The sequence below is a fragment of the Bradyrhizobium sp. genome (assembly GCF_036735945.1).
Lineage (GTDB): Bacteria > Pseudomonadota > Alphaproteobacteria > Rhizobiales > Xanthobacteraceae > Bradyrhizobium.
Genome location: NZ_DAINNI010000050.1, coordinates 1 through 21,064 on the forward strand (window position 1 = coordinate 1; position 21,064 = coordinate 21,064).

Below are 21,064 nucleotides of genomic sequence, written 5' to 3' on the forward strand. Positions count from 1 at the left end.
CTGCGTCGTCGTCAACATGATGGACGAGGTGGTGATGGTGCGCGGCGACGAGATCATCGGCGTGTTGCCGGTAGCGGCACGGGGGAAGCTGCGGTGAAATGTAGGGTGGGCAGAGCGCAGCGTGCCCACCATCAAAGAGCGAGCAAGCAGTGGTGGGCACGCTTCGCTCTGCCCACCCTACGGGTTCGAGAGCCATCTCAACGCGCCCTTCCCGGCCGCGACGCCGGTCGCGAACGACGCCTGCAGCAAGTAGCCGCCGGTCGGCGCTTCCCAATCGAGCATTTCGCCGGCGGCAAACACGCCGGGCATGCGGCGAAGCATGAAGGCGTCATCGAGTTCGTCGAACGATAGGCCGCCCGCGGTGGAGATGGCGCGTGCGATCGGCGCGACGCCGGTGAGTTGCACTGGCACCGCCTGAATCAAACGTACGAGATCAACGGGAGAAAGCGCAGCCAACGACTTGCCGGATACCTTGGCTGCCTCCTGCAACAGCCCGATCGCGACGGGCGAAAGATTTGCGGCCTTGCGGAGAAAGTTCGAGAAGGACTGTTTGCCCCTCGCGGCTGATAGTTTCGTGATCAGTTCGCCAAGTTCCGCATCGGGGCGCAGGGCGACGTTCAACGTGGCCGATCCATCGCGCAGGATAGCCTCGCGCAATGCGGCCGACAGCGCGTAGACCGCGCCGCCTTCGATGCCGGTGCGGGTGATGATGGCCTCGCCGCGAACGCTGTGCTTGCCGCACGTCAGCGCCACGCCCTTCAACGGCTGCCCCTCAAAACGGCCGCGAAAGATGTCCGACCAGGCGACGGTGAAGCCGGAATTTGCCGGCCGCAGCGACGATATCCTGACGCCTTTGGCCGCAAGCGTTTCCGTCCACGCGCCATCGGAGCCCAGCCGCGGCCAGCTTGCGCCGCCGAGCGCCAGCACGGTTGCGGATGTTTCGATCAAGCGCGCGCCGTCAGGCGTTTCAAACGCCAGACGGCCCTGCTCGTCCCAGCCGGTCCAGCGGTGACGCAGCGCCAGCCTTACGCCGTGCGAATCCAGCCGCCGCAGCCAGGCCCGCAGCAGGGGCGATGCCTTGAACGCCCTGGGAAACACCCGGCCGCTGGAACCGACGAAGGTTTCCTGGCCCAGCGCTTCGCTCCAGTCGCGCAGGGCCTGTGGCGGGAATGCTTCGACGGCGGCTTTCAGATGCGGCATCGCCTCGCGGTAGCGCGCGAGAAATGTTGGCAAGGGCTCGCTGTGTGTGAGGTTGAGCCCGCCCCGCCCGGCCATCAGGAATTTGCGGCCGGCGGAGGGCATCGCGTCAAAGACGGTGACGGCAGCGCCGCTCTGCGCCAGCACCTCGGCCGCCATCAGGCCGGCGGGGCCGGCACCGATGATGGCGACGCTTTTGGCGTGCGATGACATGGCGGCAGTGTAGGCCGGAGCTGCGTGGGGCTACAGCTTGATTCCCGCCCGCGCCGCTGCCTGCGCGACATATTTCTGCGTCTGCTCGAACGCACCCTGCAACGCCTTGGCCTTGGAGGTGTCGCTGATCTCAGCAAAATGCGCCGCGACCGCATCGGGCGTCCAGTCGGACTGGGCCAAATTGACGCCTTCGGTCTCGATGATCTTGATCACCGCAAACGACCCCGCACCCGCGCCCATGATCGTGCGGGTCGGCGCGTCCTCGCTGAGCAGGAACTCCACGGCGGGCGTGATCGCCTCGGGCCTCATCAAGGCCAGCGCCTGCGGCGGCAGCAGTTCTTCCGTCATGCGCGTCGCGGCGGTCGGCGAGATCGTGTTGACGCGGATGTTGTTCTTGCGGCCTTCCTCGGCGAGCACGTTCATCAGGCCGACCATGCCGGCCTTCGCCGCGCCGTAATTGGCCTGGCCGAAATTGCCGAACAGGCCCGACGACGAGGTGGTCACGACGATGCGGCCGTAATTGCGGTCGCGCATGCCGGCCCACACCGCCTTGCAGCAATAGAAGGTGCCGACGAGGTGGACATCCAGCACCTTCTGGAAATCGGCGACTTCCATCTTGGCAAAGGATTTGTCGCGCAGGATACCGGCATTGGCGCACAGCAGATCGACGCTGCCCCATTCCTTCGTGGCGCGCTCGACCATGGCGGTGACCTGCTCGAAGTTCGAAACGTCGGCGCCGTCGGCCATCGCCGTGCCGCCGGCCTTGCGGATTTCCTCGACCACGGTCTCGGCCGGCGACAGCGAGCCGCCGCTGCCGTCGCGCGCGCCGCCGAAGTCGTTCACCACCACCCTGGCGCCGCGGCTCGCCAGCCCCAGCGCATGCGCCCGTCCCAGACCATTGCCCGCGCCGGTGACGATTGCGACGCGTCCGTCAAACCTGATTGCCATGCGAAAATTCCTGGTTTCATCTTCCTTCTCCCCTTGTGGGAGAAGGTGGCGCGAAGCGCCGGATGAGGGGTTGTCTCCAAAGCCGAGTTCGCGGAGAGAACCCCTCACCCGTCTTCGCTTTGCGAAGCCACCCTCTCCCACAAGGGGAGAGGGTAAGGTCTCCGCGCGATTGACAGGTTTTGAGCAGTGATGGATGGCCGGGTCAAGCCCGGCCATGGCGGACGGAAACCTAATCGAAATAGATCAGCCCGATCCAGTCGGCGACCAGCGCGGGCTTGTCCTCGCCCTCGATCTCGACCGTGACATTGGTGCGGGACTGCAATTCCTTCGGCTTGCGCAGCCCGGCTTCGGCGAGCGTAAACCGCCCGCGGACGCGCGAGCCGGCGCGCACCGGCGAGAGGAAGCGCAGCTTGTCGAAACCGTAATTGACGCCCATCGAGGTGCCTTCGATGACCGGCATCACCTCGTAGGACATGATGCTCATCAGCGACATCGTCAGGAAACCATGCGCGATGGTATTGCCGAACGCGGTTTCCTTTTTCGCCCGTTCAGGATCGACATGGATGAACTGATGGTCCTCGATCACGTCGGCATAGGCGTTGATCCGCTTCTGGTCGATCAGGTGCCAGGACGATACGCCGATCTCCTTGCCGACCATGGCCTGATAGGCCGATAGCGAGACCGGCGGCTTCTTCCAGACTTCATTCATCAATCAGTTCTCCAGCCCGGTGGTCCGCACCTTCTGCAGCTCCGGAAAGTCTTCCTCGCGGAACTCGGCGCCGCGCAGCGCATCGCTGCGATTATTCTCCTGTTCGAGCCGGCGCAACTGCACGCGGCGGATCTTGCCGGAAATCGTCTTCGGCAACTCGGTCACCAGTTCGATTTTGCGGATGCGCTTGAACGGCGCGAGACGAGTGTGCAGGTGCTTGAAGATCGAGAGCGCTGTCTCCGGCGAACGCTCGACACCCGACGTCAGCAGCACATAGGCCTTGGGGATCGCAAGCCGGATCGGATCGGGGCTCGGCACGACGGCGGCTTCGGCCACCTGCTCATGCTCCAGCAGCACGCTTTCCAGCTCGAACGGGCTGATGCGGTAGTCGGAGGATTTGAAGACGTCGTCGGAGCGGCCGACGAAGGTCAGATAGCCCTCGTCATCGGCAAACACCACGTCGCCCGAGCGGTAGAGGTCACCCTCCGCACCGCTCAGTTTACCGTCCTCGCCCTGATAGCCCTGCATCAGGCCGGCAGGCCGATCGGCGCCGAGCACCAGCGTCACCTCGCCTTCCCTGGTGAGGTTGCCGTCGACATCGGTGATCTGCACGCGATAGCCCGGCAGCGGACGGCCCATCGAGCCGACCTTGACTTTCTGGCCCGGCGAATTGCCGGCCAGTGCCGCCGTCTCGGTCTGGCCGTAGCCGTCGCGGATGGTGAGACCCCACGCTGCCTTCACCTGGTCGATCACTTCCGGATTGAGCGGCTCGCCGGCGCCGCAGACTTCGCGCAGGCTGACCTTGAAGTCGGCGAGCTTTTCCTGAATGAACAGCCGCCACACCGTCGGCGGCGCGCACAGCGTGGTGACGCCGCAGCGGCCGACGGTCGCGAGCAACGCCTTGGCGTCGAAGCGCGGCTGGTTGACCACGAAGATCGTGGCTCCCGCATTCCACGGCGCGAAGAGGCAGCTCCAGGCATGCTTGGCCCAGCCAGGCGAAGAGATGTTCAGATGCACGTCGCCCGGCTGCAGGCCGAGCCAGAACATGGTCGAGAGATGGCCGACCGGATAGCTGCGCTGGCTGTGTCGCACCAGTTTTGGCTTTGCCGTGGTGCCCGAGGTGAAATAGAGCAGCATCGGGTCGTCGGCATTGGTCGGTCCGTCAGGCGCGAACGTCTCGGAAGCGCTGGCGGCCTGCTCGAACGGCAGCCAGCCGTCGTGCTTCGCCGTCGCACCGACCACGATGCGAACGAGCTTGTCACCGCCGAGGCCGGCGAACTTGGCGACCTGATCCGCCGTTGCGACGACTGCCCTCGCTCTGCCGCGGTCGAGCCGGTCGCGCAGTTCATCCGCCGTGAGCAGCGTGGTGGCGGGGATCACGACCACGCCGAGTTTCATCGCCGCCAGCATGGTCTCCCATAGCGGCACGACGTTGCCGAGCAACAGCAACAGGTGATCGCCGCGCTTCAACCCCTGTGCGCGCAGGAAGTTGGCGACCTGGTTGGAGCGGCGCGACAGTTCAGCAAAAGAAAGCCTGGTCTCCTTGTCGCCGGGATCGACGATCCAGAGCGCGGTGCGATCCCGGCTGTCAGGATTTTGCGCCAGTTCCGCATCGAACCAGTCGAGCGCCCAGTTGAAGGGAACCGGCTCGGGCCAGCGAAATCCCTTCACGGCCGCATCGTAGTCGGTGCGGTGCTTGAGCAGAAAGGCGCGCGCTTCCTGAAAACTCGTCATCAGGTCTCCGTTACTTCGCAAGGCTCCTAACGTGCTGGATAATTCCGGAGAAATCCACCCCGCCGTGGCCGGCGGCGTCGAACGCCTTGTAGATCTCCTGCGCGTGCTTGCCGAGCGGCGTCACGGCGCCGGCGGCATTGGCGGCGTCCTGCGCCAGCGTCAGGTCCTTCACCATGAGATTGGAGGCAAAGCCCGGCTTATAGCCGTTATTGGCGGGCGAAGCCGGAACCGGACCCGGCACCGGGCAATAGGAGGTCAGCGCCCAGCACTGGCCCGACGAAGTCGAGGCAACGTCGAACAGCGCCTGATGCGACAGGCCGAGCTTTTCGGCGAGCGCAAAGGCCTCGCCGACGCCGATCATGGAAATGCCGAGGATCATGTTGTTGCAGATCTTCGCCGCCTGGCCTGCGCCGGCGCCGCCGCAATGGACGATCTTCTTGCCCATCTTCTCCAGCGCGGGCTTGGCCGCAGCAAAGGCCTTTTCTTCGCCGCCGCACATGAAGGTCAGCGTCGCGCCCTTGGCGCCGCCGGTGCCGCCGGACACCGGCGCATCGACCGAGAGCGCGCCATGCTTTGCCGCCAGCGCATGCGCCTGCTTGGCGCTTTCGACGTCGATGGTCGAGCAGTCGATGATCAGCGTGCCCTTGGTCATGGCTGGAACGACCTCGCTCCAGACCGACAGCACGTGCTTGCCCGCCGGCAGCATGGTGATGACGACGTCGGCGCCCTTCACGGCTGCAACCGAACTCTCGGCGATCCCTGCACCGTCGGCCTTGGCCTGATCGCGCGAAGCGGCGACCAGATCGAACGCGGTGACCTTGTGGCCGGCCTTGACCAGATTGGCCGCCATCGGCCCGCCCATATTGCCGAGGCCAATGAATGCGATATTTGCCATCTCGAATCCTCCGCTTGAATTGTTCTGTTCTGATCAGGGAAACTTCAGTTCGTCCGCGCCGATCTCGGCGAAGTAAGGCGCGACCATAGCCGGCGTCACCTCCTCGATCCTTGGCGGCGACCATTTTGGATTGCGATCCTTGTCGATGACGGCAGCGCGTACGCCCTCGCGGAAATCGTCGCTGGCGAACACTTCCAGTGCCGCGCGATATTCCCGCGCCAGGCATTCCTCGAGCGACGATGCCGTGCGCGCGAGACGCAGCAGCTTCAGCGTCACGACCATGCCGCGCGGCGATTTCTCGTTCAGCGTCTTCAGCGTCGCCTGTGCGAAGTCGGAGCCATCGCGCTGCAGCGCCGCCACGATGTCTTCCATGCGATCGTAGGAAAACAGTGCATCGATCTTCACCTGCTGGGCGGCGACCGGCCCGACCGTTTCGCCGGTGGAGAAGCCTTCGATCAGCTTCCTGACATCAGCCGAAGTCGCACCTGGCGTGACCTTCGTCAGCGCGTCGCGCAAGTCAGGCAGTTTTGCCGACGACACCACCGCATCGGCGAATTTCGCATGGACCGCGTCGGGGCCATTCATGGTCTGCCCGGTCAGTCCGAAATAGGTGCCGATCTCGCCCGGCGAATGCGACAGCAGCCAGGTGCCGCCGACATCGGGAAAGAAGCCGAGGCCGACCTCGGGCATCGCCAGCTTCGTCTTGTCGGTGACGACGCGATGGCTGGCGTGCGCGGACAGCCCGACGCCGCCGCCCATCACGATGCCGTCCATGAACGCGACGTATGGCTTCGGAAACTTCTTGATGCGGGCGTTGAGGATATATTCGTCACGCCACAGGATCTTGCCGAGATCGCCCTTCACCTTCGAGCTTTCCCAGAGCGCGCGAATGTCGCCGCCGGCGCACAGGCCGCGCTCGCCGGCGCCTTCCAGCAGGATCACGGCAACCGCAGGATCTGCCTCGAAGGCATCGAGCGCCTTGTCGATGTCGTGGAACATCTCCAGCGTCACGGCATTGATGGCTTTCGGCCGGTTCAACCTGATGATGCCGGCCGAGCCTTCCTTGCGCGCGATCAGATCGCCTTCTGCTACAGCCGCAGCCGTCATCGCGCGCCCTCGATCAACTTGCGCGACACGATCAGCCGCATGATTTCGTTGGTCCCTTCCAGGATCTGGTGCACGCGCAAATCGCGCACGATCTTCTCGATGCCGTATTCGCTGAGGTAGCCGTAACCGCCATGCAGTTGCAGCGCCTGGTTGGCGACCTCGAAGCCCACATCAGTCCCGAAGCGTTTTGCCATCGCACACAGCATGGTCGCATCCGGATCCTTGCGGTCGAGGGCGGCTGCCGCGCGCCACAGAAACGTTCGTGCCGCCTCCAGTTCCGTCGCCATGTCGGCGAGGCGGAACTGCAGCGCCTGGAATTCGTCGAGGCGTTTGCCGAAGGCTTTGCGCTCCTTCATGTAGGCCAGCGACTTGTCGAGCGCGCTCTGCGCGCCACCGAGCGAACACGCGGAGATGTTGAGGCGGCCGCCATCGAGCCCGGCCATCGCGATCTTGAAGCCGATGCCCTCCTCTCCCAGCCGGTTCTCGACGGGCACGCGGGCATTCTCGAAGATCACGGCACGGGTCGGCTGCGCGTTCCAGCCCATCTTGCGCTCGTTGGCGCCGAACGACACGCCCGGCGCCTTGCCGTCGATGACGAGCGTCGAAACCCCGCCCGGACCATCGCCGCCGGTCCGCACCATCGCCACCAGCAGATCGGTGCCTCCAGCGCCGGAAATGAACTGCTTCTGCCCGTTCAGGACATAATGATCGCCCTCGCGCACCGCGCGGGTGCGCAGCGCCGCCGCGTCCGAGCCGGCGCCCGGCTCGGTCAGGCAGTAGCTCGCGATCAGTTCCATCGTGCAGAGCTTGGGCAGCCACTTCTGCCGCTGGATGTCGTTGCCATAGGCATCGATCATCCATGACGCCATGTTGTGGATCGAGATGAAGGCCGAGACGGTCGGGCACCCCGTCGCCAGCGCCTCGAAGATCAGCGTCGCGTCGAACCGGGTCATCGCCGAACCGCCGACGTCCTCCTTGATGTAGATGCCGCCCATGCCAAGCGTGGCGGCTTCGCGCATCACGTCGACGGGAAAATGCTTCTCCTCGTCCCAGCGCAGCGCGTGCGGCGCGATCTTCTCGGCCGCAAACGCCCGCGCCATGTCGCGAACCGCGATCTGATCCTCGTTGAGAGCGAACTGCATCTTGCGCTCGCTCGCGGGCTTACTTCATCGTCGGGATCGAGAACTCCGCGCCTTCCTTGACGCCGGAGGGCCAACGCGAGGTGACCGTCTTGGTCTTGGTGTAGAAGCGCACCGAGTCCGGGCCGTGCTGGTTGAGATCGCCGAAGCCCGACTTCTTCCACCCACCGAACGTGTAATAGGCGATCGGCACCGGGATCGGCACGTTGACGCCGACCATGCCGACATTGACCTTGGCGGCGAAGTCGCGGGCGGCGTCGCCGTCGCGGGTGAAGATCGCGACGCCATTGCCGTAGTCATGCTCCGACGGCAGCGCCAGCGCTTCCTTGTAATCGTGGGCGCGGACCACCGAGAGCACGGGGCCGAAGATTTCTTCCTTGTAGATCCGCATGTCCTTGGTGACGTTGTCGAACAGCGAACCGCCGAGATAGAAGCCCTTTTCATAGCCCTGCATCTTGAAGCCGCGGCCGTCGACCGCGAGCGTCGCGCCTTCCTTGATGCCGATGTCGATGTAGTTCTTGACCTTCTCGACCGCCTCGCGCGTCACCAACGGACCGTAATCGGCGGAGGGATCGATCGAGGTGCCGATCTTCAGGCTCTCGACGCGCGGGATCAGCTTTTCCATCAGGCGGTCGGCGGTGGTCTTGCCGACGGGGACCGCGACCGACACCGCCATGCAGCGCTCGCCGGCCGAGCCATAGCCGGCGCCGATCAGCGCGTCGACGGTCTGGTCCATGTCCGCGTCGGGCATCACGATGGCGTGGTTCTTGGCGCCACCGAAACACTGGCAGCGCTTGCCGGTCTGGGCGGCGCGTTCATAGATGTACTGCGCGATCGGCGTCGAGCCGACGAAGCCGATGGCCTTGATATCGGGATCGTCGAGGATGGCGTCGACGGCTTCCTTGTCGCCGTTGACGACGTTGAGGATACCGGGCGGCAACCCCGCCTCGATCATCAGTTCGGCGAGGCGCATCGGCACGCCCGGGTCGCGCTCACTGGGTTTCAGGATGAAGGCGTTGCCGCAGGCGATCGCCGGCGCGAACTTCCACATCGGGATCATCGCCGGGAAATTGAACGGCGTGATGCCGGCGACGACGCCGAGCGGCTGCCGCAGCGAATAGATGTCGATGCCCGGGCCGGCGCCTTCGGTGTACTCGCCCTTCATCAGATGCGGAATGCCGCAGGCGAACTCGGCGACTTCGAGGCCGCGCTGGATGTCGCCCTTGGCGTCGGGCACGGTCTTGCCGTGCTCGCGTGCCAAAATCTCGGCGAGCTTGTCGTGGTCGCGCTGCACCAGTTCGACGAACTTCATCATTACGCGCGCACGGCGCTGCGGATTGGTGTTGGCCCATTCGGGCTGGGCAAGCGCAGCGTTCTCGACGGCGGCGCGGACTTCCGCCCTGGAGGCCAGCGCCACCTTGGCCTGGACGTCGCCGGTCATCGGCTCGAAAACGTCGGCTGTGCGGCCCGACGTGCCCTTGACCTCTTTGCCGCCGATGAAGTGTCCGATTGAGCGCATGAATGATCTCCCTGAGAACCTTGTTGGGGCTCTTTTTGACCCGCATTTCTTGGGATACAAGTCCAATATATTGCACCTTAGATGTGCGGAAATGCTGGATCAAGGCTCACGGACGATAGATTGGGATGACTTCCGCTTCGTGCTGGCGATCGTGCGCGGCGGCTCGGTTTCGGCTGCCGCCAAGCAGCTATCGGTCGACCACGCCACCGTCATCCGCCGCGTCGACCGGCTGGAACGGCATCTCTCGGCAAAACTGTTCGACCGCCGCAAGACCGGCTACCTCCTGACCGAGGCCGGCCAGCGCGTCGCCGACAGTGCGGAGGCGCTGGAATCCACCATCGTGGCCAACCAGGAGGCGGTCGGCGGCTCCCGCGCCCGGCTCACCGGCACGGTGCGGATCGGCGCGCCCGACGGCTTCGGCAGCCATTTCCTGGCCGCGCGGCTGGTGAAGTTCACCGAGCGGTACCCCGATCTCGACCTGCAACTGGTCGCAACCGCGCGGCTGTTCAGCCTGTCGAAGCGCGAGGCAGACATCGCGATCAGCCTGTCGATGCCCAAGGAAGGCCGCATCGTCGGCCGCAAGCTGCTCGACTACAGCCTGGGGCTTTATGCCGCGCCGGCCTATCTGGAACGCGCGCCCAAAATCGAAGGACGCGGCGACCTGCCGGATCATCGCTTCGTGGGCTATATCGAGGAGCTCTTGTTCACGCCGGAGCTGGATTATTTACCGCAGGTCTCGCCGAAGATCTCGGCCAAATTCCGCAGCGCCAATTTGATCGCCCAGCTCAACGCCACCATCGCCGGCTTCGGCATCGCCGTACTGCCGCACTTCATGGCGACAGCGCACCCGGAATTGCGGGCCGTGCTGCCCGATGAGGTCAGGATATCGCGCACCTTCTGGATGCTGATGCACGCCGACAGCAAGGACCTGGCGCGTATTCGCGCGGTCGCCGACTACATCCATGAGACGGTGGAGCGCGAGCGCGCGTTGTTCGGCGGGCGGTGAGCCGCCGGGACGACGTGGAGAGGCCGTCGATTCTAATTCACCTTCGCCCGCGCCTTCTTCGCGGCCGGCTTCGCCGCACGCGACAGCGCGGCCTCGCGGCCGGAAGCGAGAATTTCATCTGACAGTTCGCCGCTGCCGGCGGCGCGGGACATCACCAGCGTGCCCATCATCGTCGCCAGCGTGCCCATCGCCTGCCGGCGCGCCGTCTTGCGCGGCACGTCCGGAATCTGGTCGGCCATGACGTCGATCAACTGGTCGAGCTTGGCGGAAAACGCCCTGCGGGTCTTGGCGCTCTCGCGGGCGATCTCGGCGCCGAGCGTCGGCACCGCGCAGCCGCGCCCGGGATCGTCGCGGTGCACGGCTGAAACGTAGGCGTCGACGATCGTCGACAGACGCTTCTCCGGCGGCGTTTCAGCGGCCATCTTGCGCCAGTGCTCGATCGAGCGGTCCATCGCGTAGGCAAACGCCTCGATCACCAGCGCCTCGCGCGAATCGAAATGCGCGTAGAAGCCGCCATGGGTCAGGCCGGCTTCCTTCATCAGGTCGGCGACGCCGATGCCATGCGCGCCCTTCTCGCGAAGCCGCACCGAGGCCTTCTTCACGATCCGCGCGTGGGTCTCCTGCTTGTGCTCTTTCGAATAGCGCATCGACGTATTCCCATTAAATGTCCGTAATCATATAATAGCAGTCGCGGCGGGAAAAGCTGCATTTTATTTCGCTTTTTCGCCTGAGATCATCGAGAAGGTCGCGGTCGCGTGCACCGCAAGATTACCAGAGCCGTCGCGGACGAAGCCTTCGGCATAGCTGGTCTGGCGGCCCAATTTTACCACCTTGCCTTCCGCCGAGATCGTCCCCGACCGGACCGACAGCGGGCGCAGAAAGGTCAGCTTGAGGTCCAGCGTCACCGAGGCCTGGCCTGCCGGCTGCATGGAGGTAATCGCGCATCCCATGGCGGTATCCAGCAGCGCCGCGGCGGTCGCACCGTGAAGCAGCCCGATCGTGTTCTCCAGGCTCTCCTCCGGATCGAGTTCCATCACAATCCGACCGGATTCTGCGACGGCCATTCTGAAGCCGATCAGCCGCGCCATCGGCGGCGGTGGCAGGATGCCGTCGCGGATCGCGCACATGGTCTGCAGCCCGGACATCGCGGAGGCGGCCTTCGCTACCGGGCCCGGCGCCTGCCATTGTACCACCCGCTCCCGCCAAAGCTGCGGCGCAAACAGGTCGGCACGTTCCAGGGCCGGTTGGGCGATGCCCGTTGTCATGATCGCTCTCCTTGATGCGAGGTCAGTGGTCGATTGATTGAATGACGATCATAATATATAATCGATCTGCCCAACAATGGAAGAGATGGCCATGCCGAGTTCCGACTGGCGGAAGACCGCCTGCAACCTCTGCTACGTCAATTGCGGCCTCGAGGTGCTGGTCGAAAATGACCGCATCGCAAAAGTGCGCGGCGACCGCGACAACCCGAAATCCAGGGGTTATCTCTGCAACAAGGCCGCGCGCATCCCGTTCTATGCGCATCACCGCGACCGGCTGACCACGCCGCTGCGCCGCCGCGCCGATGGCGGCTTCGATGCGATCGACTGGGACACCGCAATCACCGAGATCGCAACAAGATTGCGCGATGTCGTCGATCGCCACGGCGGCAAGAGCCTCGCGCTCTATGGCGGCGGTGGCCAGGGCAATCACGCCGGCGGCGCCTATGCCACGGCGCTGCTGCGCGCGCTCGGCTCGCGCCATGTCTTCAATGCGCTGTCGCAGGAGAAGACCGGCGATTTCTGGGTCAACGGCCACATGTTCGGCAGCCAGACCTGCCACACCGCCGAGGACGTGCATCACTGCGACCTGCTGTTCGTGATCGGCGCCAACCCCTGGATCGCGCACGGATTTCCCAATGCGCGCGACCATCTCAACGACATCCGCAAGGATCCCACCCGCAAGATGATCGTGATCGATCCGCGCCGCTCCGAGACCGCCGAGCGCGCCGACCTGCATCTCGCGGTGCGTCCCGGCGCCGACGCCTTCCTGTTAGGCGCGATCCTGGCACGGCTGATCCAGCGCGACGCGGTGGACCACGCCTTCGTCGAGCAGCACACCACGGGCTATGCGGAAGTCAGGGATGCGCTAAAGCGAATTCCGGTCGAACAATGGGCTGACGCCGCCGACATCCCGCTCGCGCTGGTCGAGCACTGCGTCGACATGATCGTGGCGGCGAAAGCGATGACCGTCCGCGTCGAGCTCGGCATCCAGCAGGGCGTCAACTCGACGCTCAATTCCTATCTGGAAAAACTGCTGATCATGCTGACCGGCAGCTTTGGCCGCAAAGGCACCAACCAGCTGCATAGCTGGCTGGTGCCGCTCTGGGGCAACTCGCCGAACCAACGCTTTGCCGCCGCCGATATCGAGGTGATCGGCGGACTGCTGCCACCCAATCTGTTTCCGGATGCGGTGCTGTCAGACCATCCCGACCGCCTGCGCGCGGTATGGATCGACAGTTCCAACCCCGCCAACACCGCCTCGAATACCCCTGAGGTCGAGAAGGCGCTGCGCGCGCTCGACCTCGTGGTCGTGGTCGACGTCGCCATGACCGAGACGGCGCGGCTGGCGCATTACGTGCTGCCGGCCTCCTCGCAGTATGAGAAGACCGAATTCACGCTGTTCAACTTCGAATTCCCGAAGAACTATTTCCATGTGCGCGCGGGCGTGGTCGCGCCGCTGGAAGGCACCCTGCCCGAGCCGGAAATCTATACAAGGCTCAGTCGCGCGCTGGGCCTGCTGCCCGGCGACAACGCGCTGGCGCCGTTGCGCGAAGCCGCCTTTCGTTCCCGGCTCGCCTTCGCCGGGGAATTGCGTGCCTTCATGGGCGCCAATCCGCAGCTCGCAGCGCTCGGCGCGCTCGTGCTCTACAACACGCTGGGGGCCACCCTGCCCGACGACACGGCCGCCGCCGCGCCCTTGTGGCAGGCCGCACATCTCTGCGCCAAGCGCTCGCCGCAGGCGGTGCGCCGCGCGATCGATGCGAACAGCGAGATTCCGGACGAGATGCTCGGCGAAGTGCTGTTCGACACGATCGTCGGATCGCGCAACGGCGCTGCCTTCACCGAGCATGATTACGACGAGGTATGGTCGCTGATCTCGCATCCCGACCGCAAGATCCACCTTGCGGTCGCACCGATGCTGGAATGGCTCGGCAAACTCGACCCGGCGAATGCCGCACTTCGGGGCGACTATCCATACGTGCTCGCCGCCGGACAACGACGCATGTTCAACGCCAACCAGATCTTTCGCGATCCCGCCTGGCGGCGCGATGATCCCGATGGCGCGCTGCTGATCAGCGCCGCCGACCTGGCATCGCTTGGCGCGGAGGACGGCGAATGGATCGCGGTGCTTTCAGCCGCCGGCCGCGTGGTCGCACGCTGCAAGCGCGACGACAGCATGCGCAGCGGCCAGCTCGCGCTGCCGCACGGCTACGGCCAGAACTACCCGGCCGCCGACGGCGAGCGGCTGAACAACGGCCCCCGCGTCAATTTGCTGACCGACAGCGGCAACTGCGATCCGATCGCCGGGACGCCCTATCACAAGCACGTCCCGGTGCGGCTGGAACGGCTGGCGGCGGCGGAAGCCGCAGCCTATGAGGCGGCCTCACGGCGTATCCATTCCGTGTCGGCTTGAGGCGCGGGCCACCCTGCGCCCGCGACCCTTGACAAGACCGGCCCTTGGCAAGGAAGTGGCACCCTCGGCGCACGCGCGCCCAAGGGAGCGACAATCATGGAAATGCTCAATCCCCATTGCGGCATCGATCGCGACGGCCGGAGCGTCGTTCGGCTCTCGATCTGCAACGCAGGCTCGCTCAACATTCTCTCCTCCGCCGTCACCAGCGGGGTGCGCGAGGGATTCGAGAAGCTCGCCGGCGACACCAGCATCCGCGCGGTGATCCTCGCCGGCCAGAGCGAGAAGAGCATGATCGGCGGCGCCGACATCAAGGAGATGGCCAAGCTCGACCAGAAGTCTGCGGAGGCCTTCATCACCCGGCTGCGCGATCTCTGCGAGGCCGTGCGCCAGTTTCCGGCGCCCGTGATCGCGCGGCTGCCCGGCTGGTGCCTCGGCGGCGGTCTCGAAGTCGCCGCCGCCTGCGATTTCCGCGTCGCCGCGCATGACGCCAAATTCGGCATGCCGGAGGTGCGCGTCGGCATTCCCTCGGTAATCCACGCAGCGCTGTTGCCAAGGCTGATCGGCTGGGGCCGCGCCCGCTGGCTGATCATGACGGCGGAGAATATCGACGCGCCGACCGCGCTGGCCTGGGGCCTGGTCGACGTGGTCGCGAAGGAAGGCGGGCTGGATCAAGCGGTCGAGCACACGGTCAAGGCGCTGCTGGAATGCGGCCCCGAGGCGCTGCGTTCGCAGAAGGCGCTGCTGCGGCAATGGGAGGAATTGCCGCTGACGGAGTCGGTCAATCTGAGCGTCGGCGTGTTCGGACAATCGTTCCTGACCGGCGAGCCACAGCGGCTGATGCAGGGATTTCTCGATCGCAAGAAATAGACGGAGGCAGGCATGAGACCGGCCGGCAAGGGACCGCTGGAGTCGCTCTATTTCGACTATCCGCAATTCGCGGCGCCGCGTGTCGCCGAGCTTGACGGCGGCGCGACACGGCATCCGGCCTTGATCGTCGGCGCCGGGCCGATCGGCATGACGGCGGCGCTGGTGCTGGCTCGCTACGGAATCAGGAGCGTGCTGATCGATCGCAAGGACACCTTCAATGACGGCAGCCGCGCCATCTGCATCGCTCGACCGAGCATGCACATCCTGGAGCGGGTCGGCGCGGTCGCGCCCTTTATTGAAAAGTCGCTCGGCTGGCACTTCGGTCGCAGCTACTATCGCGGCGAGCAGATCTTCCGGCTGGAAATGCCGCAACCGCCGGGCGAGAAATACCTGCCGATGTACAATCTGCAGCAGCAATACATCGAGAAATACCTGCATGATGCGGTTGCCGCCAGCGATCTGATCGACATGCGCTGGCAGAGCGAACTGTCTGATATCGAGCCGCGCACTGACGGCGTCTCGGTCCGCGTCGCCTCGCCGGAAGGCGATTATCGGCTCGATGCGGATTATGTGCTGGCGGCCGACGGCGCGCGATCGCCTGTTCGATCGATGCTCGGCCTGCGGTTGAAGGGCGACAATTACGAAGGCCGCTATGTGATCGCCGATATCCGCATGGATCACGATTTTCCGACCGAGCGCCGCGCCTTTTTCGAGCCGGCCGGCAATCCGGGCGGCACCGTGCTGATCCACAAGCAGCCTGACGATATCTGGCGTGTCGACTACCAGCTCCGCGAAGGCGAGAGCGAGCAGGAAGCCATGCGGGAAGACAACATCCGCGCCCGGGTCGGCGCCATCCTCTCCGATATCGGCCACACCGGGCCGTGGGAGCTGGAATGGTGGAGCGTCTATTCGGCCAACACGCTCTGCCTCGACGACTACCGGCACGGCCGCGTCTTCTTCATCGGGGACGCCGCGCATATCGTGCCGATCTTCGGCGTGCGCGGGCTGAACAACGGGCTTGCCGATGCCGAGAACATCGGCTGGAAGCTGGCGCTCGTGCTGCATGGCGAGGCCGATGAGCGGCTGCTGGACAGCTATTCGCCGGAGCGGCGCGGCGCCACGCTCGATGTCTTCGCCAACGCCACCAAGAGCACACGCTTCATGACGCCGCCGACGCGCGGCTGGCGGTTGGCGCGCGAGGCGGCGTTGTCGCTCAGCTTGAAGCACGCATTTCCGCGGGGGCTGGCCAATCCGCGCCAGATGCAGCCTTATACCTATTCGGATAGCCGGCTGACGCCCTATGCCGGACGTGACACCGAATTTGCCGGCGGGCCGCCCAGCGGCAGCGCCGCCCCGAATGCAAAGCTCGCCGACGGAAGTTATCTCCTCGATCGAGCCGGCAACGGCATGACGGCCATCCTGTTCTGCGATGGCGCCCCGACTTCCGAACAGGCGGCGCTGCTGGCCGAACTCGGCCGTATCGACCGGCGCTTCGTCTCGGTGGTTGTCACAGCAAACCATGCTGAATCGAACGCCATCGCCGATCATGACGGCGAGATCGCCCGACTGTTCGCAGCCGTAGCAGGCACGCTCTATCTGCTGCGGCCCGACCTGCACATTGCCGGGCGCTGGAAGGCGAACAACTTCGACGAGATCGTGAAAACCGCAGGGATCTGCCTGGGAAGCGAGACGCCATGAGCGCGATGCCGTTCGAGGACTTCGAGACCGCCTATGAAACGCTGGCGACGGCGATCGATCAGGCCGGACCTGCGCGCGAAGCCCTGTTCCTGACCCGCCTTGCGCTCGTGCTCGCCCACGAACTCGGCGACATCGCGACCTTCCGCAAGGCGATCGACACCGCCCTCGACGGGCTGGAATAGCTGCCGTCGCTACGGATCGGAAGCGTTCGGGCAGCGCCGGATCAGATTTTCTCATGCGAATGAGAGTTTTTCGACGGGATTTGTCCGTTGCGATTCTCGTTGCAAGTAATATTATGATCGTAATTCAATCTCGGCATGTCCTGAAATGAGGGAAGTATGACATTCAAGTCGAACTTCGATTAAGTCAGAATGCGCCAGGCAAATCTCTCCTCATCCGCCGAGGCCCAATGATCTCGAACTGGCTGTCCGCCGCCCTCGCCCGCCGCAACATCCATTATGGCTGGGCGATGGTCGCCGTGACCTTCCTCACCGCCCTGATCGCCGCCGGCACGGTCGGTGCCCCCGGCGTCTTCATCGTGCCGTTGCAGAAGGAATTCGGCTGGAGCACGGCCGAGATTTCCTCGGCGTTGTCGATCCGCTTCATCCTGTTCGGGCTAATGGCGCCATTCGCGGCCGCGCTGATGAACCGCTACGGCCTGCGCAACGTGACGCTGACGGCGCAGGTCATTGTCATGTCCGGTCTCGTTGCGTCGCTCGCCATGAGCAAGGTGTGGCACCTGATGCTGCTGTGGGGCGTGGTGATCGGGATCGGCACCGGCATGACGGCGCTGGTGCTGGGCGCAACCATTGCCGCGCGCTGGTTCGTGGCCCACCGCGGCCTCGTTGTCGGCATCCTGACCGCGAGCGTCGCGACCGGACAGCTCGCCTTCCTGCCGCTGCTGGCAACCCTGACCGATGCCTATGGCTGGCGGGTCGCGCTGACGCTGGTATGCGTCATGCTGGTAATATCAGCCTTCGGCGTGCTCTTGATCATGCGCGACCGGCCGAGCGATGTCGGCCTGCGCCCGTTCGGCGACGAAGGCACCGAGCCGCTGCCGGCGCCGCCGCCGAACAATGCGCCGATCTTTGCGACCGCGCTCGGCACGCTGCGCGACGCCTCGAAGTCCAGCGTGTTCTGGATTCTGTTCGCGACCTTCTTCATCTGCGGCGCCTCGACCAACGGGCTGGTCCAGGTCCACCTGATTCCGATGTGCCTCGATTTCGGCATTCCACAGGTGCAGGCGGCAAGCCTGCTCGCGGCGATGGGCATCTTCGACTTCGTCGGCACCATCGCCTCGGGCTGGCTGTCCGACCGCTACGACAATCGCTACCTCCTGTTCTGGTATTACGGGCTGCGCGGCCTGTCGCTGCTGTTCCTGCCGTTCTCCGATTTCACGCTCTACGGCCTGTCGCTGTTTGCGATGTTCTACGGGCTGGACTGGATCGCGACCGTGCCGCCGACGGTGCGGCTGACGGCGCAGCGGTTCGGCGCCGAGCGCGCGAATCTCGTGTTCGGGTGGATCTTTGCCGGCCATCAACTCGGCGCGGGAGTCGCGGCGTTCGGCGCCGGCCTGTCGCGAACACTGCTGCAGACCTACCTGCCGGCGTTCTTCGTTGCCGGCGCGCTCTGCGTGGTAGCGGCGTTGATCGTGCTGGCGATCTCGCGAGCACCGAAACCGGTGGCAGCGTAAGGGGCGAGTAGCGAATAGCGAATAGAAATCCCACTCGCTATTCGCCATTCGCTACTCGCAAGCCTACGGCCGCGTCGACATATTCGTCGGCGGTCCCGCCGTCCGGATCGGCTCCGCCAGTCGCGCGAATTCGCAGAGCAGCGAGCGCGTCTTGCGCGGATCGATCACCTCCTCGACCCAGAATTTTTCGGCCGAACGGAACGGCGAGCGCAGCTTGTTGAGGCGATCTTCGATCTCCTTCAGCTTCGCGGCCGGATCGTCCGAAGCGTCGATGTCGGCGCGGTAGGCGGCCTCGATGCCGCCCTCGAGCGGCAGCGAGCCCCAATAGGCCGACGGCCAGGCATAACGCATCGAATAGCGGTTGGCCGGCTGGTGCACGACACCGGCGACGCCGAACGCGTTGCGCACGATGATGGTGCACCAGGGCACGGTCGACTGGTTGACCGCCGCCATCGCGCGGACGCCGTGGCGGATGGTCGCCGACTTCTCGGCCTCAAGCCCAATCATGAAGCCCGGGCAGTCCATCAGATAGACGACAGGCAAATGGAAGGTCTCGGCGAAATCGACCCAGCGCACCACCTTCTGGCACGCTTCCGCGGTCCACGATCCGCCATAGTGGAAGGGATCGCTCGCCAGCAGCAGCACGGCGCGGCCTTCAAGGCGGGCAAGGCCGGTGATGATCGGGCGGCCGAAATTGGCGTTGACCTCGAAGAACGAGCCCTTGTCGACGACGGCGTCGATGATCGGGCGCATCTTGTAGACCTGGCGGCGACTGCGCGGCACCGCCTTCATCAGCGATTCTTCCGCCCGCTCCGGATCGTCGTTGCAGGGCGTGGTCGGCGGCAGGTCGTAGACCGATGACGGCAGATAGGACAGGAAGCGGCGGGCGCGCTCGAACGCCTCCTCCTCGGTGTCGACCGCATCATCGACGCCGCCGGCGCGGGTCTGGATATCGGCGCCGCCGAGTTCCGTCTTGGTCAGGTCCTGGCCGAGCCGCTTCACGACCGGGGGACCGGCGACAAACATCGCCGAGTTCCTCGTCATGACAGAGTAATGGCTCGCGGCCAGCCGCGCCGCACCAAGGCCCGCGACCGAGCCGAGCCCGAGCGCAACCACGGGCACGCGCGCCATGTTCGCGGTCGTGAACCAGTACCAGCGCGTGCCGCCGACGCCGCCCGGCAGATTGGCCGCGCCGCGCGTCTCGATCGTCTTGACCGAGCCGCCGCCGCCGGAACCTTCGATCACCCGGATGATGGGCAGGCGAAAATCATGCGCCATCTCCTCGGCCATCAGCGGCTTGGCGGAAATCGAGGCGTCGGCGGAGCCGCCGCGCACGGTGAAATCGTCGCCGACCACGACCACGGTGCGGCCGCCGACCCTGCCGCGGCCGAACACGCAGTTGGCCGGCGTCAGTTGCTTGAGCTCGCTGTTTTCGTCGTATTCGGCGATGCCGGAAATCGCGCCGATCTCGTGGAAGGAATTCTTGTCGATCAGTCTGTCGATACGCTCACGAACCGTGAGCCGGCCCTGGTCATGCTGGCGCTTGACCTTGTCAACGCCTCCCATCTCGCGCGCGAACGCTTCGCGCCGAGCGAGATCGTCGAGCTCCGGCTTCCAGTTCATTCGTATCCTCCGTTTTTATGATCTTGTTGTTATTGAGCGGCCGGGCCGGAAGCGGCGGCTTTCTCTCGATGCGGCTGGTGAAGATATCGCCCTCGCCGCCTTCGAGCAGACCGCCGATCGCAGCGCCGAGTTCGAGCATCTGCGGCGCCACTTCCGTATGCAGCCGCTCCTCGTCGAACATCGCGGAGAGAAGGCCGATCGTCACGACGACGTAAGTTTGATATTGCGGCGACCACAGCGGAACCGCGCATCCGTTGATGTGCGGGCTCCAGGTGCCGCAGCCGACGACATAGCCACGCTCGCACAAATGCCGGCGATTTTCTTCGATGCGCGACTTCAACTGTCGCGCATTGTCCGGGATCTCGCGCTCCATCTCGGCGATCAAGGCGTCGCCGACGTCGGCGTCGAGTGCCGCGGTATAGGCAAAGCCCGCCGCGGTGCTCGTCATCGAGATGCGGCTGCCGGTGCCTTCGTGCAGCCCGAGCGCGTTCGCGGCGCGCGCGAATTCGAGATAGACCAGCTGGTAGCGATCCGGAATCACGAAGCCGACGGTTCCAGGCAATTGGTCGGCAACGTCCTGCAGCCGCAGCCTGATCAGATTGCGAAGCTGCAACCCCTTCATCATCGAGGTGCTCAACGCCACCGCGCTTGGTCCGATGCGGTATTTCTGGTCGCGTGGCAGATAGACGAGCTGGCCCATCCGCGTCAGCGTGTGCGTGAGCCGCGATACCGTCGAGCGCGGCAGACCGCAGCGACTGGAAATTTCCAGATTGCCCAGCCTGGCCTCATGCCCCTCGAAGCAGCGCAGGACGTCGAACGCCCGCGACACCACCTGGATCACATCGCCCTCGCCAGACAGGTCGCTGGCGAGCATTCCCTGCTTGCTAAGCCGTTCCGAGCGTCTTCCCATTGTTGTCGGCTCCATTCCGCTCTGCGGAATAAAATTCCACTTGCAGAACAAACTACCTCAGGCAATCTGCCGCCACAACAAAAAGCCGTTCACGAGGACAGCCTGTCCGTCAGACGGTCCTTGGGAGA

Annotated in this window: 18 protein-coding genes; 6 read left to right on the forward strand and 12 right to left on the reverse strand. The window is 65.0% G+C overall.

All coding sequences use genetic code 11. The features are described 5' to 3' along the window. Positions 1-177: 177 nt before the first annotated feature. From V7E26_RS17160 to V7E26_RS17195, 8 genes are all read right to left on the reverse strand, one after another. Complete coding sequence (locus V7E26_RS17160; RefSeq protein ID WP_324418170.1) at positions 178-1,356, reverse strand: TIGR03862 family flavoprotein; 1,179 nt, start codon at positions 1,354-1,356, stop codon at positions 178-180. An 84-nt stretch (positions 1,357-1,440) separates the two neighbouring features. Then, on the reverse strand, positions 1,441-2,358 hold the full coding sequence (locus V7E26_RS17165; protein WP_324418118.1) for an SDR family NAD(P)-dependent oxidoreductase: 918 nt from the start codon (positions 2,356-2,358) through the stop codon (positions 1,441-1,443). Between the two features lie 229 nt (positions 2,359-2,587). Further along, positions 2,588-3,067 (reverse strand): MaoC family dehydratase, encoded by a 480-nt coding sequence (locus V7E26_RS17170; protein ID WP_324418120.1) that lies wholly within the window; start codon positions 3,065-3,067, stop codon positions 2,588-2,590. 3 nt (positions 3,068-3,070) lie between these two features. Then, a complete protein-coding gene (locus tag V7E26_RS17175; RefSeq protein ID WP_324418122.1) occupies positions 3,071-4,801 on the reverse strand; it encodes an AMP-binding protein in 1,731 nt (576 codons plus the stop codon). A gap of 10 nt (positions 4,802-4,811) precedes the next feature. Continuing rightward, positions 4,812-5,696 (reverse strand): 3-hydroxyisobutyrate dehydrogenase, encoded by an 885-nt coding sequence (gene mmsB / locus V7E26_RS17180; protein WP_324418124.1) that lies wholly within the window; start codon positions 5,694-5,696, stop codon positions 4,812-4,814. 33 nt (positions 5,697-5,729) lie between these two features. Then, positions 5,730-6,803 carry an enoyl-CoA hydratase/isomerase family protein gene (locus V7E26_RS17185; RefSeq protein ID WP_324418126.1) on the reverse strand — a complete coding sequence of 358 codons (1,074 nt, stop codon included), beginning with the start codon at positions 6,801-6,803 and terminating at the stop codon, positions 5,730-5,732. Further along, positions 6,800-7,945, reverse strand: a complete 1,146-nt coding sequence (locus V7E26_RS17190; protein ID WP_324418128.1) for an isobutyryl-CoA dehydrogenase — start codon at positions 7,943-7,945, stop codon at positions 6,800-6,802. Before V7E26_RS17190 ends, V7E26_RS17185 begins: the two co-directional genes overlap by 4 nt. 19 nt (positions 7,946-7,964) lie before the next feature. Further along, the gene (locus V7E26_RS17195) at positions 7,965-9,461 is read right to left on the reverse strand and encodes a CoA-acylating methylmalonate-semialdehyde dehydrogenase (RefSeq protein ID WP_324418130.1); all 1,497 of its coding nucleotides are present in this window, start codon (positions 9,459-9,461) and stop codon (positions 7,965-7,967) included. A 91-nt stretch (positions 9,462-9,552) separates the two neighbouring features. Here V7E26_RS17195 and V7E26_RS17200 point away from each other — a divergent pair, with 91 nt between their 5' ends. Continuing rightward, positions 9,553-10,467 (forward strand): LysR family transcriptional regulator, encoded by a 915-nt coding sequence (locus V7E26_RS17200; protein ID WP_324418132.1) that lies wholly within the window; start codon positions 9,553-9,555, stop codon positions 10,465-10,467. 32 nt (positions 10,468-10,499) lie between these two features. Here the strand turns inward: V7E26_RS17200 and V7E26_RS17205 are convergent, their stop codons facing one another. Then, the gene (locus V7E26_RS17205) at positions 10,500-11,114 is read right to left on the reverse strand and encodes a TetR/AcrR family transcriptional regulator (RefSeq protein ID WP_324418134.1); all 615 of its coding nucleotides are present in this window, start codon (positions 11,112-11,114) and stop codon (positions 10,500-10,502) included. 63 nt (positions 11,115-11,177) lie between these two features. Next, on the reverse strand, positions 11,178-11,732 hold the full coding sequence (locus tag V7E26_RS17210; protein WP_324418136.1) for a PaaI family thioesterase: 555 nt from the start codon (positions 11,730-11,732) through the stop codon (positions 11,178-11,180). Positions 11,733-11,823: 91 nt separating this feature from the next. Here V7E26_RS17210 and V7E26_RS17215 point away from each other — a divergent pair, with 91 nt between their 5' ends. The 5 genes from V7E26_RS17215 to V7E26_RS17235 all read left to right on the forward strand — a co-directional run bounded on the left by V7E26_RS17215 (position 11,824) and on the right by V7E26_RS17235 (position 18,403). Further along, positions 11,824-14,145, forward strand: coding sequence for a molybdopterin-dependent oxidoreductase (locus V7E26_RS17215; RefSeq protein ID WP_324418138.1), 2,322 nt, complete (start codon positions 11,824-11,826; stop codon positions 14,143-14,145). A gap of 96 nt (positions 14,146-14,241) precedes the next feature. After that, entirely contained in the window at positions 14,242-15,012 is a 771-nt protein-coding gene (locus V7E26_RS17220; RefSeq protein ID WP_324418140.1) for an enoyl-CoA hydratase, read from the forward strand. Positions 15,013-15,024: 12 nt separating this feature from the next. Next, entirely contained in the window at positions 15,025-16,710 is a 1,686-nt protein-coding gene (locus tag V7E26_RS17225) for an FAD-dependent monooxygenase (protein WP_324418142.1), read from the forward strand. Beyond that, the gene (locus V7E26_RS17230; protein WP_324418143.1) at positions 16,707-16,892 is read left to right on the forward strand and encodes a hypothetical protein; all 186 of its coding nucleotides are present in this window, start codon (positions 16,707-16,709) and stop codon (positions 16,890-16,892) included. The genes V7E26_RS17225 and V7E26_RS17230 overlap by 4 nt, the downstream gene beginning before the upstream one ends. A gap of 227 nt (positions 16,893-17,119) precedes the next feature. Then, positions 17,120-18,403 carry an MFS transporter gene (locus V7E26_RS17235; RefSeq protein WP_324418144.1) on the forward strand — a complete coding sequence of 428 codons (1,284 nt, stop codon included), beginning with the start codon at positions 17,120-17,122 and terminating at the stop codon, positions 18,401-18,403. A 63-nt stretch (positions 18,404-18,466) separates the two neighbouring features. On the opposite strand, the gene V7E26_RS17240 is transcribed toward V7E26_RS17235, so the two are convergent. Continuing rightward, positions 18,467-20,026, reverse strand: coding sequence for an acyl-CoA carboxylase subunit beta (locus V7E26_RS17240; RefSeq protein WP_324418145.1), 1,560 nt, complete (start codon positions 20,024-20,026; stop codon positions 18,467-18,469). After that, positions 19,956-20,936: an IclR family transcriptional regulator gene (locus tag V7E26_RS17245; protein WP_324418147.1), complete on the reverse strand. Its 981-nt coding sequence runs from the start codon at positions 20,934-20,936 to the stop codon at positions 19,956-19,958. Before V7E26_RS17245 ends, V7E26_RS17240 begins: the two co-directional genes overlap by 71 nt. Positions 20,937-21,064 lie beyond the last annotated feature (128 nt).